At 64.2% G+C, this 13,273-nt stretch carries 12 protein-coding genes and 1 tRNA gene; 6 read left to right on the forward strand and 7 right to left on the reverse strand.

The annotated features are described in order from the left end of the window. Nucleotides 1-374: 374 nt before the first annotated feature. Complete coding sequence (locus QX073_RS02065; protein WP_316225249.1) at nt 375-1,505, reverse strand: M20/M25/M40 family metallo-hydrolase; 1,131 nt, start codon at nt 1,503-1,505, stop codon at nt 375-377. Nucleotides 1,506-1,774: 269 nt separating this feature from the next. Here QX073_RS02065 and QX073_RS02070 point away from each other — a divergent pair, with 269 nt between their 5' ends. Beyond that, nucleotides 1,775-3,388, forward strand: coding sequence for an ABC transporter substrate-binding protein (locus QX073_RS02070; RefSeq protein ID WP_316202213.1), 1,614 nt, complete (start codon nt 1,775-1,777; stop codon nt 3,386-3,388). A gap of 98 nt (nt 3,389-3,486) precedes the next feature. On the opposite strand, the gene QX073_RS02075 is transcribed toward QX073_RS02070, so the two are convergent. Beyond that, nucleotides 3,487-3,627 (reverse strand): hypothetical protein, encoded by a 141-nt coding sequence (locus QX073_RS02075; RefSeq protein ID WP_315714707.1) that lies wholly within the window; start codon nt 3,625-3,627, stop codon nt 3,487-3,489. Between the two features lie 264 nt (nt 3,628-3,891). Here QX073_RS02075 and QX073_RS02080 point away from each other — a divergent pair, with 264 nt between their 5' ends. Next, nucleotides 3,892-5,505 (forward strand): ABC transporter substrate-binding protein, encoded by a 1,614-nt coding sequence (locus QX073_RS02080; protein WP_316185319.1) that lies wholly within the window; start codon nt 3,892-3,894, stop codon nt 5,503-5,505. A 314-nt stretch (nt 5,506-5,819) separates the two neighbouring features. Here the strand turns inward: QX073_RS02080 and QX073_RS02085 are convergent, their stop codons facing one another. Continuing rightward, a complete protein-coding gene (locus QX073_RS02085; RefSeq protein ID WP_316185321.1) occupies nt 5,820-7,223 on the reverse strand; it encodes a methyl-accepting chemotaxis protein in 1,404 nt (467 codons plus the stop codon). A 214-nt stretch (nt 7,224-7,437) separates the two neighbouring features. Between QX073_RS02085 and QX073_RS02090 the strand changes: the two genes are divergently transcribed. From QX073_RS02090 to QX073_RS02105, 4 genes are all read left to right on the forward strand, one after another. Further along, complete coding sequence (locus QX073_RS02090) at nt 7,438-7,767, forward strand: metalloregulator ArsR/SmtB family transcription factor (RefSeq protein ID WP_316185323.1); 330 nt, start codon at nt 7,438-7,440, stop codon at nt 7,765-7,767. Beyond that, complete coding sequence (locus tag QX073_RS02095) at nt 7,760-8,245, forward strand: SRPBCC family protein (protein ID WP_315714703.1); 486 nt, start codon at nt 7,760-7,762, stop codon at nt 8,243-8,245. Before QX073_RS02090 ends, QX073_RS02095 begins: the two co-directional genes overlap by 8 nt. Before the next feature lie 31 nt (nt 8,246-8,276). Next, complete coding sequence (locus QX073_RS02100; RefSeq protein ID WP_316225250.1) at nt 8,277-8,936, forward strand: glutathione S-transferase family protein; 660 nt, start codon at nt 8,277-8,279, stop codon at nt 8,934-8,936. A 263-nt stretch (nt 8,937-9,199) separates the two neighbouring features. After that, a complete protein-coding gene (locus QX073_RS02105) occupies nt 9,200-9,925 on the forward strand; it encodes a Crp/Fnr family transcriptional regulator (RefSeq protein ID WP_316225251.1) in 726 nt (241 codons plus the stop codon). 36 nt (nt 9,926-9,961) lie between these two features. Here QX073_RS02105 and QX073_RS02110 read toward each other — a convergent pair. The 4 genes from QX073_RS02110 to QX073_RS02125 all read right to left on the reverse strand — a co-directional run bounded on the left by QX073_RS02110 (nt 9,962) and on the right by QX073_RS02125 (nt 13,055). Beyond that, nucleotides 9,962-10,048, reverse strand: a tRNA-Leu gene (locus QX073_RS02110). Continuing rightward, nucleotides 10,027-10,959: a hypothetical protein gene (locus tag QX073_RS02115; RefSeq protein ID WP_316225252.1), complete on the reverse strand. Its 933-nt coding sequence runs from the start codon at nt 10,957-10,959 to the stop codon at nt 10,027-10,029. The genes QX073_RS02110 and QX073_RS02115 overlap by 22 nt, the downstream gene beginning before the upstream one ends. A gap of 135 nt (nt 10,960-11,094) precedes the next feature. Beyond that, nucleotides 11,095-11,547: a DUF2721 domain-containing protein gene (locus tag QX073_RS02120; RefSeq protein ID WP_315714699.1), complete on the reverse strand. Its 453-nt coding sequence runs from the start codon at nt 11,545-11,547 to the stop codon at nt 11,095-11,097. A 26-nt stretch (nt 11,548-11,573) separates the two neighbouring features. Further along, nucleotides 11,574-13,055 (reverse strand): DUF1254 domain-containing protein, encoded by a 1,482-nt coding sequence (locus QX073_RS02125; protein WP_316185330.1) that lies wholly within the window; start codon nt 13,053-13,055, stop codon nt 11,574-11,576. Nucleotides 13,056-13,273: the final 218 nt, after the last annotated feature.

Genomic DNA, 13,273 nt, shown 5'->3' on the forward strand with positions numbered 1-13,273 from the left:
CGCGCGCAACGTCGTGAGAGAGTGTGCATGTCACCGATATCCATCGCTTTCAAGGTCTCCGGTGTTCGCTCGTCCGCTCGTGCACGCGCGATGACACGGTGTTCGTGATCCGCGCGAACCGTCGCATTTGCGAACAATGTCGCAGCACTTTGCGGCGAACCCTGCGCGAAACTTTGCAAGCCGCATGCCATCATGCGCGCGCCGTGGAGCCGTTGTCTACTCACCGTCCTGGTCCCGGAAAATGAAACCGTGCTGCTGCGCAGCAGGCGGTGCGTAGCCGGGAGAGCGAAGCGACCCCGGGGTCTCGCGCTGCGGCGATGACCCCGCATGTCGCTGCGCTCATGCGGGCTACGAGATCTTGCCCGGAGGCAATCCTACGCCAGGGTCGCGAGCAGTCCCGCCATCAGGTGGCCACGCTCGGCAAGGCTGTCGATCTCGATGTGCTCGTTCAGGGTGTGCATGTCGGTGCCGCGCACCCCGAGGCCGTCGAGGGTCGGAATGCCGAGCGCGCCGGTAAAGTTGCCATCCGAGCCGCCGCCTGCCGAGCCGTGCGGCAGCGACAGGCCGAGCTGTTCGGCGATGCCGCGCGCCTTCTCGTACAGCGCCATGGTTCCGGAATCCGGCTCCCACACCGGCCGCGTCACGCCGCGCGTCACCTTGAATGTCACGTCGTCGGTGGTGCCGGACAGCGCCAGCATCCGCTCCACGCCGTGGTCGAGATCGGCCTGCCGCTTCGCCATGCTGAGCGCTTCGCCGGTGGCGGTGGTGGCGACGCAGTTGACCCACTGGCCGGCATGCACGATGCCGACCGAGAAGGTGCAGTCCTCCGTTGTCATGCCGTCGATGGCGAGGATCTGTCGCGCCATTTCCCGGATGGCGGAACGACCCGCGCCGAGCCGCGCGCCGGCATGGCTCGGGCGCCCGATCGCCTCGAGATTGAAGCGGGCGATGGCATAGCGGCCGGTCACCACGCCGTTGTCCTGACGGCCCGGCTCGGGCACCAGCACGTATTTGTTGCGCTGCGCCTCGGCTTCGATGATGTCGCGGGTCGAGGGCGTGCCGACCTCCTCGTCCGGCGTGAACAGGATGGTGATCGGCAGCGGCGTCGCGATGGAAGCCTTGATCAGCTGGCGGATCGCTTCCAGCGTGAGATAGTTGCCGCCCTTCATGTCGCAGATGCCGGGCCCATAGCATTTGTTGCCCTCGCGGCGCCAAGGCAGTCTGGCCAGCGTGCCGACGGGGTGAACGGTATCCATGTGGCCGGCGATCAGGATGCCGGGCTCACCCTGCCGCGGGTGCGGGAAGCGGGCGCGCACGCAGCCGGCGAAACCCTGGCGCCCGGCGATGCGCTCGATCGTCGCACCCATGATGGCCATGTCGCGCGCGGCGAGATCCAGCATGCGCTCCACCGCTGCGGCGTCCCAGGTCGGACTTTCGCATTCGACCCAGTCCCGCAAGCCCTGCAGCATGATGTCGGTATCGAAGGGAAGATGGGCTGGATTCATTTGTGCTCTCTCAAGGCTTTGTCGCGATCTCATGACACGAGACGGAGTTGCGCACGTCTTGTAAAGCGAAAGCTACGCAGACGTTAACGGCATTCTCAGCCCAGGGCCGCATGCGCTGAATGCGGATTGACGCGAAAGGCGACGTCTGCAACTGTCGAAAGCTCGCGACTTACAGCATGTTAGTTCGCACAAGGATTGATCTGCACGCCCAACGAATGGTCTGGATCTGATGAGTTTCAGGTCAAGCCATCCACTCAGGAGACCTCGTAATGTTCCACAGCCCGCGCTGGAAACGTCTGACGCTCGCGACGAGCCTCGCCGTTTCCATGCTTTCGCTCTCGACGGCGCTGAGCACCCAGGCCATCGCAGCCGGCAAGAAGACGATCACGGCGGTGATGCATTCGGATCTGCGCGTCATCGATCCCGGATTCACGACGGCCTACATCACCCGCGACCATGGCTACATGGTTTACGACACGCTGCTGGCGACCGATTCGAATTTCAAGGTCCAGCCGCAGATGGCGGACTGGAAGGTCTCCGACGACAAGCTGACCTACACCTTCACGCTGCGCGACGGTCTGAAGTGGCACGACGGAACGCCGGTCACGGCCGAGGATTGCGTCGCCTCGCTGAAGCGCTGGGGCCGCAATGACGGCATGGGCCAGAAGCTGATGGACTTCACGGCGAGCCTGGAGGCGCCGGATGCCAAGACCATCGTGCTCAAGTTGAAGGAGCCCTACGGACTCGTCCTGGAGTCGATCGCCAAGCCGTCCTCGCTGGTGCCGTTCATGATGCCGAAGCGTCTCGCCGAGACGCCGCAGGGACAGCAGATTCCCGAGCAGATCGGCTCGGGCCCGTTCAAATTCGTCAAGGCGGAATTCCAGCCGGGCGTGAAGGCGGTGTACGAGAAGAACACCGACTACGTGCCGCGCAAGGAGCCGGCGAGCTGGACGTCCGGCGGCAAGGTGGTGAAGGTCGACCGCGTCGAGTGGATCACGATGCCTGACGCGCAGACCGCTGTGAACGCGCTGCAGTCCGGCGACATCGACTTCATGGAGAACCTTCCCTACGACATGCTGCCGGTGCTGGAGTCGAACTCCGAGCTCAAGATCGACGTGCTGAACAAGTTCGGCTACCAGACGCTCGGCCGCATGAACTTCCTGAACCCGCCGTTCGACAACGTGAAGGTACGCCGCGCGGCCTTCCTCGCCCTGAACCAGAAGGACGTGCTCGACGCGCTGGTCGGCAACGAGAAGTACCAGAAGGTCTGCGGCGCCGTGTTCGTGTGCGGCACGCCGCTCGAGACCGACGTCGGTGCCGAGACGCTGATCAAGGGCAACGGCATGGCCGAGGCCAAGAAGGCGCTCGCCGAGTCCGGCTATGACGGCACGCCGATCGCGATCATGGCGCCGGGCGACGTCACCACCTTGAAGGCGCAGCCCGTGGTGGCGGCGCAGCTGTTGCGCGAGGCCGGCTTCAAGGTCGACCTGCAGGCCACCGACTGGCAGACGGTGGTGACGCGGCGCGCCAGCCAGAAGCCCGTGAAGGAGGGCGGCTGGAACATGTTCTTCACCAACTGGGTCGGCGCCGACGTCGCCAATCCCGTGGCGAACGTCTCGGTCGGCGGCCGCGGCACCAAGGGCGGCTGGTTCGGCTGGGCCGAGGATGCCGAGATCGAGAAGCTGCGCGACGCCTATGCGCGGTCGTCCTCGCCCGACGAGCAGAAGAAGATCGCCACCGAAATCCAGAAGCAGAACTACGAGAAGGTGATCTACATCCCGCTCGGACAATATCTGCTGCCGAGTGGCTGGCGCAAATCGCTGACTGGCGTGCTCGATGGCCCGGCGACACCGGTGTTCTGGAATGTCGACAAGAGCGAGTAGGCGGCGGACGCACTCGTGACGCAAACAAAGACGCGGCGAAGTGGAGACTTCGCCGCGTCTCTTTCTTGTTCCTGCATTCGCCCGTGCGTTAGCGCCCTTCAGCAGTGCGGATCGCGCACCGCTTCGAGACCCTCGACCATCAAGGGTGGGCTGATCTGATCCTGGGACGGGTTCTTATCGGTGCGGATCGGCATGGCCGGATGTCGGCTGTCCCGCGGCTTGGTGACTTCATTCGGCATCATCAGGCTCCTTGCTGCTGCGCATAACGGACGGGGCGCAGCCGAGTTCCAGATGGCGGGACGCCATCGTCGGCAGTCACGATGTGTGCAGCCGCTTGATGCGGTGACCCATGCGTCCATGGCGATTGACCTCCGATGGAACTGCTGCAAATCTTCCTCGCAGAGACTGTTTGCTGAGCGTTTGCAGACGCGACGCAGGACGCCTCGTCAGGCCTTGATCGGTATCGGGGCCCTCGGATGGATGCTCACGCCAAGAGAGATCGCATGTCACATACTCCGCGCCGGACCGCATCCGCGCTCGTTTCATGGTTCGTCGCCTCGGTCATGGCCGTGTCGATGGCGGGCGTGACGACCCAGGCCCTCGCCGCCGGCAAGAAGACGATCACGGCGGTGATGCATTCGGACCTGCGCGTCATCGATCCCGTGTTCACGCCGGCCTACATCACCCGCGACCACGGCTATATGGTGTACGACACCCTGCTTGGGACCGACGCCAAGTTTCAGGTCCAGCCGCAGATGGCAGAGTGGACGGTCTCGGACGACAAGCTGACCTACACCTTCACCTTGCGCGACGGCCTGAAGTGGCACGACGGCACGCCGGTCACCGCCGAGGATTGCGTCGCCTCGCTGAAGCGCTGGAGCCGCAACGACAGCATGGGCCAGAAGCTGATGGAGGCCACGGCCTCGCTCGAGGCCACCGATGCCAAGACCATCACCTTGAAGCTGAAGGAGCCGTACGGCCTGGTGCTGGAGTCGATCGGCAAGCCGTCCTCCTACGTACCGTTCATGATGCCGAAGCGTTTGGCCGAGACGCCTGCGAACCAGCAGATCTCGGAGCAGATCGGCTCCGGACCGTTCAAGTTCGTCAAGGCGGAATTCCAGCCGGGCGTGAAGGCGGTGTATGAGAAGAACACCGACTACGTGCCGCGCAAGGAGCCGCCGAGCTGGACGGCCGGCGGCAAGGTGGTGAAGGTCGACCGCGTCGAGTGGGTCTCGATGCCCGATGCGCAGACGGCCGTCAACGCGCTGCAGGCCGGCGACATCGACTTCATGGAATTCCCGCCGCTCGATCTCGAGTCGGTGCTATCAGCCAATCCCGATCTTTCGATGAACGTGCTGAACAAGTTCGGCTACCAGACCTTGGGACGCATGAACTTCCTGTTTCCGCCGTTCGACAATGTGAAGATCCGCCGTGCGGCGTTCCTGGCGCTGAACCAGAAGGATGTGCTCGACGCGCTCGTCGGTAACGCCAAGTACTACACGATCTGCGGCGCCGTGTTCGGCTGCGGCACGCCGCTCGAATCCGACATCGGCTCGGAGACGCTGGTGAAGGGCAACGGCATGGAGCAGGCCAAGAAGCTGCTGGCCGAGGCCGGCTATGACGGTACGCCCGTCGTGATCCTCGCGCCGGGCGACGCGATCACCCTGAAGGCGCAGCCGGTGGTCGCCGCGCAGCTGTTGCGCGAGGCCGGCTTCAAGGTCGATCTGCAGACGACGGACTGGCAGACCGTCGTGACGCGGCGTGCCAGCCAGAAGCCGCCCAAGGAGGGCGGCTGGAACATGTTCTTCACCAACTCGGTGATCGCCGACTCCGGCAATCCGATCGGCAGCACCTTCGTCGGCGCACGCGGCCAGAAGAGCCCGTTCGGCTGGCCCGACGATCCCAAGATGGAGGAGCTGCGCGACGCCTTCGCCAAGGCCACGAAGCCGGAGGACCAGAAGCGGATCGCCGCCCAGATTCAGCAGGAGGTCTACGACCAGGTGATCTACGTGCCGCTCGGCCAATGGTTCATGCCGAGCGCCTGGCGCAAATCGATCACCGGCGTCTTGGAAGGGCAGGCCGTGCCGGTGTTCTGGAACGTCGACAAGAGCGAGTGACGAGATGTCGGCCGCGGCCCGGATGAGCGATAGCGACATCCGGGTTCAAACGCGCTGTGGAGGAGACCCGGATGTCGCCGCGCTCATCCGGGCTACACGACTGCCGACGGGGCCGGCTCTCTCGCCGTCATTCCGGGGCATCGCGCAGCGATGAGCCCGGAATCCCTATCCACGCGCCGTCATGTGGCGAAGACAAGCGCCACGGCCATCTCACACCACACCCTGTCCTGTGGCTATGGATTCCGGGCTCGTGCTGCGCACGCCCCGGAATGACGCGAGGATGGAGTGACGTGACGTCGGCAGCAGCCTCGTAGCTATGAGGCCCTGATCTCGTCCAGCGCCGCCAACACCTCGCTGGAAGCGACCTCGACCCTGCCGATCTCGTTGAGCGCTTCCTCGATGCGCCCTGAGCTGAACAGGCGCGCGGCTTCCTTGCCGTGGCGATGCACCGCCTCGTGGGGGCGCTCGAGGTTGCGGAATGCCGGATCTCCGGCCAAACGCCGACCGCCTTCGCCATAGTACCATTTGCCGAGCCGGCACGTGTGATGATCGGAGAGCTCGTCGGTCCGCAGTTGCAGCCGGCCGACCGACATGTCGACCAGCCGCTTTTTCCAGATCACGTGGTCGGCCTTGGCCAGTCTCACCACCTGGTTGTCGAGCGAGAGCTTGGCGATCTCGCCCAGCATCTTGCCGACCTTCGCGTCCGTCTTGCCCATGGTGTCCGCGAGCGACATCACCTCGTTGGCATTGGCGGTCGCGAGATCGGCGATGATGGTGATGCCCTGCGCGACCTCGTCGGTCGCGGCGGACTGCTCGGCGAGAATGCCGGAGATCTCGTCCATCTTGGTGCTGACCACCGCGGTCCGGGTGCCGGCCTGATCGATCGCCTGTGCCAGATCGTTCATCTCGGACATGCCGACCTCGACCGCCTTGGCGCCGCCGGCCATGGCCTCGACGATGCCGCTCATCTCGGCCTGCAGCCGCTCGATGCGACCCTTGATGTCCTCGGTCGCCTTGGTCGTCTGCTGCGACAGGTTCTTGACCTCCGCGGCGACCACCGCGAAGCCCCTGCCGAATTCGCCGGCGCGCGCCGCCTCGATGGTGGCATTGAGTGCCAGCAGGTTGGTCTGGTTGGCGATCGCGTCGATGGTGCCGACGATGGATCCGATCTCGGCGGAGGCGGCGCTGAGATCGGCGATCTTCGCCGAGGTGTCGCGCACGGAGCTGGCGATGCCGTTCATCGTCTGCAACGTCCGTTGTACCGCGGTCACGCTGTTCTCGACGGCCTGGCGCGTCGCGGCTGCCTCGGCAGCGGCTTCGGTCGACGTCGACCGGATGGTGTGCACGGAGGCCTGCATCTCCACCGATGCGGCAGCGAGACTCTGACAGCGTTCGGACTGATTGTTGGAGGCGCCGATCAGGCGCGCCGCGCTGATCGAGGCTTCGTTGCTGTTGATGCAGATGTCGACGACGGAATCGAGATCCTGGGACGCGCGGGCCCCGAGCGCGGTGCCGAGACGATGGATGGCCTCGATCAGTTGCGGCTTGAGCTGGGCGCGCAGCGCGGCAGCATCGACGCCTCCGGTATCGCGATTGAGCTTGCCGTCCGCCCAGTCACCGAGGCACTGCGCCAGCGCGTCCTGGAAGGCGTCGTGTGCGGAGGTGTCGGACGCAAGCGGGGCGTCCGATGGTTCGTTCTTTCGGCGGAATCCCAGCATCGTGCCTCTCATTGATGGCGAGCCCCGGCCAGCCTGAGCGACGTCGCACAACCCGCCCGGACGCCGGCAACCGTTGGTTCCACCCTGGTTCGGTTATGGTTAATGGCGGGTTTCTCCTTGCAACCGGCGGTGGCGAGATCTGCAGGGATCGGGGCTCTCGCGTTCTCCGGCCTGCCGCCTTGACGTTTATGTAAGTGGTGGCTTACAGTAAGTCATGACTTACGGAACGACACTGAATGTGCTGGCGGACCCGACGCGGCGGGAGGTGTTCGAACGGCTGCGCGGTGGACCGCGGCCGGTCCATGCGATCGCGGCCGGGATGCCGGTGTCGCGGCCGGCGGTCTCGCAGCATCTGAAGGTGCTGAAGGATGCCGGGCTGGTCGAGGAACGCAGCGAAGGCGCGCGCCGCATCTACGCGTTGCGCCGTGAGGGGTTGGCCGAGCTGCGCGACTGGCTCGACAGCTTCTGGGACGACGCGCTGCTCGCCTTCAAGATCGAGGCGGAGCGCACGCATCGGCAGACGAAAGGGGGGATCGATGAGTGAGGGTGTCGTGATCGCGCCGGTGCGGAAGCTCGTCCATGTCCGGGCGCCGATCGATCATGCCTTCGACGTGTTCACGCGCGGCCTGACGCGCTGGTGGCCGCATACGCATGGGGTCGGCCGCAAGCCGATCGAGAAGGTGCTGCTGGAGCCGAAGCTCGGCGGCCACTGGCTCGAGATCGCCGAGGACGGCACGGCGACCACGGTCGCGACCATCACGCTGTGGGAGCCGCCGCGTCGCTTCGTCATGCTGTGGCAGGTCGATGCGCAGTGGAGGCCGGATGCGGCGATGCGCTCGGAGGTCGATGTGCAATTCGTTGCCGAGGGCCCGGATGTGACCCGCGTCGAGCTGCTGCACCACAAGTTCGAAACCATGGGCCGCGAGGCCGGCGCGTCGATGCGGCGGGATGTCGACGGCGGCTGGCCGGGGCTGCTGCAGCGCTTCGTGGCCGAGGCCGAGCGGCCGCCGGCGTCATCGTGAGGAGTTCATCATCAGCGTGGGGGAGATCGTGATGTCCGAGTTCGTCGTCCATTCCGTGCCGGGGAGCCCGTTCGGGCGCAGCGTGCTGATCGCACTGGAGGAGAAAGGCGCGCCGTATCGGCTCGCGGCGCTGGCGCCGGGCGACTCCAAGGGCGCGGCGCATCTGGCGCGTCATCCCTTCGGGCGCGTGCCGGTGCTCGCGCATGACGGCTTCGTGTTGTACGAGACCCAGGCGATCCTGCGCTATCTCGATCGTGTGCTGCCCGAGCCGGCACTGACGCCCGCGGATGTCAGGCAGGCCGCGCGCATGGACCAGGTGATGAACATCAGCGACTGGTACCTGTTCCAGGGCGTGTGCAACGTCATCCTCTTCCAGCGCATCGTCGGTCCGCAATTCTTCGGCACGACCACCGATGAGGCCGCGATCGCACGCGCGATGCCGCAGGCGAGAACTGTCATCGCCGAGTTGTCGCGGCTGCTCGGCGAGCAGCCGTTCATGGTCGGCGATCATCTGTCGCTGGCCGATCTGCAGGTCGCGCCGCAGGCGAGCTTCCTGTCGTTGACGCCGGAATGGGCGGAGCTGACCGCCGGCCATCCCAACCTCGTCGCCTGGATCGAACGGCTGGAGGCGCGACCGAGCTTCAAGTCCACCACCATGGCGGAGCTGACGGCGCGAGCGCGAGCGGCGTAGGCATGTGGCGTCAATCATGCTTCGGGTGAGATCCAAAGCCCAAGCGAGCGATCGCGCTGCGACGGCCGTCGGCATGGATACGCGACTTTCAGCCGCGTGATTAATCCAGGTTATATCGCTGCGGGCCGGTTCCATTTTAGCTGCGACGTAGGTCGAAGGGCCTCGGCATCCGCCGCCCCCGATCGACCGCCACAGCGTCCCGATGACCGGGTGACAAAGCCGGATCGGCGGGACGGATTGGACGCAAGCGCGCGCACCCCTTGATGCTGCGATCAGAACCCGATCTCCCCGGCTGCTGCGTCTCCTGCACCCACGTCGATTCCGGATTCTGTGCCGCGCTTTTCAAGGCCTGCCGGGCGCAGGCGGCGCTGCCGCGGCTCAATCAGCAGTTCTTCACCGTCCGGGCCGGCCAGCAGATCAAATGCCAGAGCGAGGCGCGCGACGATGTGCTCGTGCTCTGCAGCGGCTGGGCATTCCGTTACATCCAGTTGTCGGATGGCGGCCGCCAGATCCTGCGCTTCCTGCTGCCGGGCGACATCTTCTCGCCGGCGGCGATCTTCGCCAAAGGCATGAGCTTCTCGGCCAAGGCATTGACCCAGGTCCAGGTCAGCCGGCTCGATGGCGAGGAGGTCCGCAAGCAGTGCCGCGCCGACGAGCTGGTCATGATGGAGGTGTTCCGCTCTCTCGGCGACAACGGCCGGGCCTCCTACGAGCTCATCACCGTACTCGGCCAGCGTCCGGCCGAGCGTCGGATCGCGCATCTGCTGCTCAGCCTGATGCGGCGCGTCGCGGTGGACGGTGTGGTCCAGCACCACCGCTATCCGTTTCCCTTGAAGCAGCAGCACATCGCCGACGCCGTCGGCCTGACCTCGGTCCATGTCAGCCGCGTGCTGGCGCTGTTTCGCGATCGCAAGATCCTGACGATCTCGGAGGGCAGGCTGGAGGTCACCGATCTCGCCGAGCTCGAGCGGCTGGCGGCGTTGAACTGAGCCGGGCAGGGCGGCCGAGCGGGGCGTGCACAGGGCTGGTGCGGACGGTGGGACTCGAACCCACACGACGTTGCCATCGAGGGATTTTAAGTCCCTTGCGTCTACCCGTTCCGCCACGTCCGCCCTATTGATTTCCATAGCTTTTTCGTTCCAGGCCGGCAAATGTTTTCCAATCGAACCCTTGCGTTTCCATTTCGGTTACAAAACCCGTTCACGCCTTGTCCTGACCGTCTTTGATCCTGCTGAATGCTCGGATGATGTTCTGCTCGGCCTCGACGTGCCGGGTATAGTGGGCGCCCATGCGTTCCGGCTCGTCGCCGATCAGATCGGCCACCTCGCCGGTGTTGGCGCCGTTGCGCCTCCACCAAGCAGCGTAGGACACGCGCAGGACCGTGCAGCGTGGTGCCGGCGCCAATGTGGCCGGCGCGCTCCCGGTCGCGCAGCCAGTGGCTCACCCGGGTCTGCATCTCCTTCTCGGACGGCCACACCGTCCCGTCGTCGCGGACAGCGATCAGCCTGTTCGCCCGCTGCACCTTCAGCTCGCCCATGAAGGCCTGCAACTCGGGCAGCACCGGTAGGTTCACGAATTTGTCGTTCGTGCGCGTCTTGTAACGTGCGAGGAACAGGCAAATCTTGATCTCGAGCGGAGCGTTCTCGCGCGCGAATCGCCACTCCTCTGGCTCCCACTCGCGGTTAGCGTTGGGATCGGCCTTGTGGGCCTTCTCGACCAAGAATTTCCGGTCTTTGCGGAAGAAGCGCGAGCGCGTTCCGGCATATTCGAACGCGGTATCGTTGAAGTCGCCGCGGACCGACGTGTCGTTCGCGTGATCCATAGCGTGGCGATGTTGCGAGCTTTGCCATAGCCCTGTCTCCGCCTGATGGCAGCCGCTGCACGCTTGGCTGCCGACAAAGCTCAGCTCTACTACGCTGGTCGGCTGAGACGAGGTATCCGGCGTCTTGAACCAGGACAGCCCGCTTGCAAGCAGAGGAAACAGCGCACCCGACCCGATTGCCAACAGCGCGGCAGTCCGCAAGCGGAATGTTGGCGCGGAGCGTTGAGCAGGAGTCGGGCTTGTTCAGACCGGGCCGTCGCGGTGGCCTTCTGACGCCCGCGGCTCTTCCGAGACCTCTTCGTCACATCCGATCACCCCTCGACTGCCCTGGAAGACTTACACGCGCAGGTCGTTGTCGTGAAGTGCAATTCGGGTTTCGCGGGCGAGGTCGATGAGAGAAGCGCAGAACGTGAGCAGCGCAGCCATGAATAGCAGCGCCACGCCATATTCGTGGGCAACATTGAACAGGGCGCTGATGAAGGCAACGATGATGATGAGGGCGGTGAGGATCGCAGAAAGGATGGAGCAGAACAGCGACCTGTTCAGGAGCGAAGCCCGGTGCCGCAGCCGGGGAATATCCGTCTTGAGGTAAGCCTTTGAAGCATCATCATCGGTGATGCCGTGAAGGAACTGGGCCCGGTCGACCACACGGTTGATGCGGGAAATAAGAACCGAGATGAAGGACGCGACGGCTCCCAGCAGGAAAGCCGGGGCCGCCACGTTGCCGATGATCCGTGCCAGTTGGTCGATTGAAGGCGTTACCGGCACCAACTGGATTACACTGTCCATCTCCTCGCGCAGTCCTTGCAAGTTCTTCAGGTGTCGCGAACACGCCGGACGGGCGGGATCTTGAACGTCCCGTCCTTAAGGGCAGTCTTGGGCTGATAGACCCTGACGCTGAGATTGAAGGGCAGGCTCGGCGGACACGGAAGCCAATTCGTCTCCTTGTCGGCGCCTGGTGATTGCGCCTGGATGTAGATATCGAGCGAGCCGTCTGGATTGTATTTGATCGGCATCGCCGAAGTGATGCCGTAGCGGTTGATCGCGTTCCGAACATAGAAATTCTCGCGATAGGGCGAGACCGACCAGACCCCAGCTTCGGATGGGAATATCTCGTCCTTCTCCAGATGGAGAACATACTTCGCCGCGCCGTCCAGCACGTTGCCGTCGCCATCGACAAAGGCGGTTGGATAGACCGCATCGTCCGACGTCAGCGCCCCCAATCCAAACCAGGCGATGAATGCCCGCGTGGTGTAGTCGGTACCGAAGCGACCGATATTCAGCGCGCCCTGCCAGCCGTTCACGGTCGGCGCAGTGTAGGGGCCTGTTTCCAGCTTGTACCAGACCTCGGCCGGCGCCCGGTTGATCCCCCGCAGAACGGCCGGATCGAGCTTGGACGGTTCAAAGTCCTTGCCGACCTCGATCCCGATGCGCTTGAGCTTGTCGATAGTCTTGGCGTCGTCAGGGTAAGGCGGGTTGTCCTTCAACGCAGCGGCGAGGCGCTTGAAGAACATCTCGCCGGTCATGAGCCGCACCTGATCGTACGGCGTTGCCGTTGTATCGACACTGGTGTCGATCGGCACATCGGAGGGTGGCGTGTAGGACTTGCCCCAGGCGCTGAGCGGCGTCAGTTGCAATTCATCCTGCAGCTTGTTGATTGCAACGAACTCCTTGGGGCTGTCGCATGCGATCTGGACCAGAACAGATGCGTAGCGCGTCGTCGAACGGAACGTTTGCTTGATGCCATTGGGCGCAACACCGTTCCATTTGGGGCCGGCGATCAGGAAGTTTCCGGCGCCAGTTCCGGTCGTCCGACTGCCCGCCGAGGCGAAATCGTCGGTCCACATGTTGAGCGCCTGCATGATGATGTATCGCCCCTGAGTGTCGGGCTGAGAATAGACGAACGGCTCCTTGTCCAGGTCGATGAATGAAAACGCCCAGAGGGAGTTGACGCTGATGCGGACGCAGTCTTTGAAATCCGGATCGACATAAGTCCGCATCCTGCCGAACTGGTTGACAGGCGCTTTATACTGTTCGGACTTCGACGTGGCCGTCATCACCGCTCGGGTTGCGTCCATCATGACAAGCGGAAAGCCGTAGACATAGCATTCCAACGCAAGAACATACGCCAGTTCTTCCTCGACATCGCCCTTCAGGTCGCCGAGTGCGCGCAGCAGCGGGCCGGCCGCCTCGCTTCTTGTGGATGACAAGGCTGTGCCCAGCCCGGCACCGAGTGCGGTCGTGAGCAGGCAGCGGCGATGAAGCGAAATGCCTTCCTGTCCAGCAGATGAATTCATGAGCGATCTCCTTTTCATTAGCGCGCCGCTCGACCCATGTTTGACCTAAGCTTGGAACGTCCCGTCTTTCGGTCGCAAGCCGTGGAAGAGGGAGGCCACCGCAGATGACGCAGATGGCAGGTCCATATAAGCGACTATCCCCGATGCGAGACCCGGAACATATCGGGTTCTGAGAGTGGGGAGCTTTTGCTCCCCACTGCTTTGCTGGAAATGACCAG

This window comes from Bradyrhizobium sp. SZCCHNS3052 (assembly GCF_032484495.1).
Classification (GTDB): domain Bacteria; phylum Pseudomonadota; class Alphaproteobacteria; order Rhizobiales; family Xanthobacteraceae; genus Bradyrhizobium.

Coding starts and splice junctions, on each gene's coding strand:
- QX073_RS02065 (WP_316225249.1), bottom strand. CDS start 1,505: ATGAATCCAGCCCATCTTCCCTTCGATACCGACATCATGCTGCAGGGC.
- QX073_RS02070 (WP_316202213.1), top strand. CDS start 1,775: ATGTTCCACAGCCCGCGCTGGAAACGTCTGACGCTCGCGACGAGCCTC.
- QX073_RS02075 (WP_315714707.1), bottom strand. CDS start 3,627: ATGCCGAATGAAGTCACCAAGCCGCGGGACAGCCGACATCCGGCCATG.
- QX073_RS02080 (WP_316185319.1), top strand. CDS start 3,892: ATGTCACATACTCCGCGCCGGACCGCATCCGCGCTCGTTTCATGGTTC.
- QX073_RS02085 (WP_316185321.1), bottom strand. CDS start 7,223: ATGCTGGGATTCCGCCGAAAGAACGAACCATCGGACGCCCCGCTTGCG.
- QX073_RS02090 (WP_316185323.1), top strand. CDS start 7,438: ATGACTTACGGAACGACACTGAATGTGCTGGCGGACCCGACGCGGCGG.
- QX073_RS02095 (WP_315714703.1), top strand. CDS start 7,760: ATGAGTGAGGGTGTCGTGATCGCGCCGGTGCGGAAGCTCGTCCATGTC.
- QX073_RS02100 (WP_316225250.1), top strand. CDS start 8,277: ATGTCCGAGTTCGTCGTCCATTCCGTGCCGGGGAGCCCGTTCGGGCGC.
- QX073_RS02105 (WP_316225251.1), top strand. CDS start 9,200: ATGCTGCGATCAGAACCCGATCTCCCCGGCTGCTGCGTCTCCTGCACC.
- QX073_RS02120 (WP_315714699.1), bottom strand. CDS start 11,547: ATGGACAGTGTAATCCAGTTGGTGCCGGTAACGCCTTCAATCGACCAA.
- QX073_RS02125 (WP_316185330.1), bottom strand. CDS start 13,055: ATGAATTCATCTGCTGGACAGGAAGGCATTTCGCTTCATCGCCGCTGC.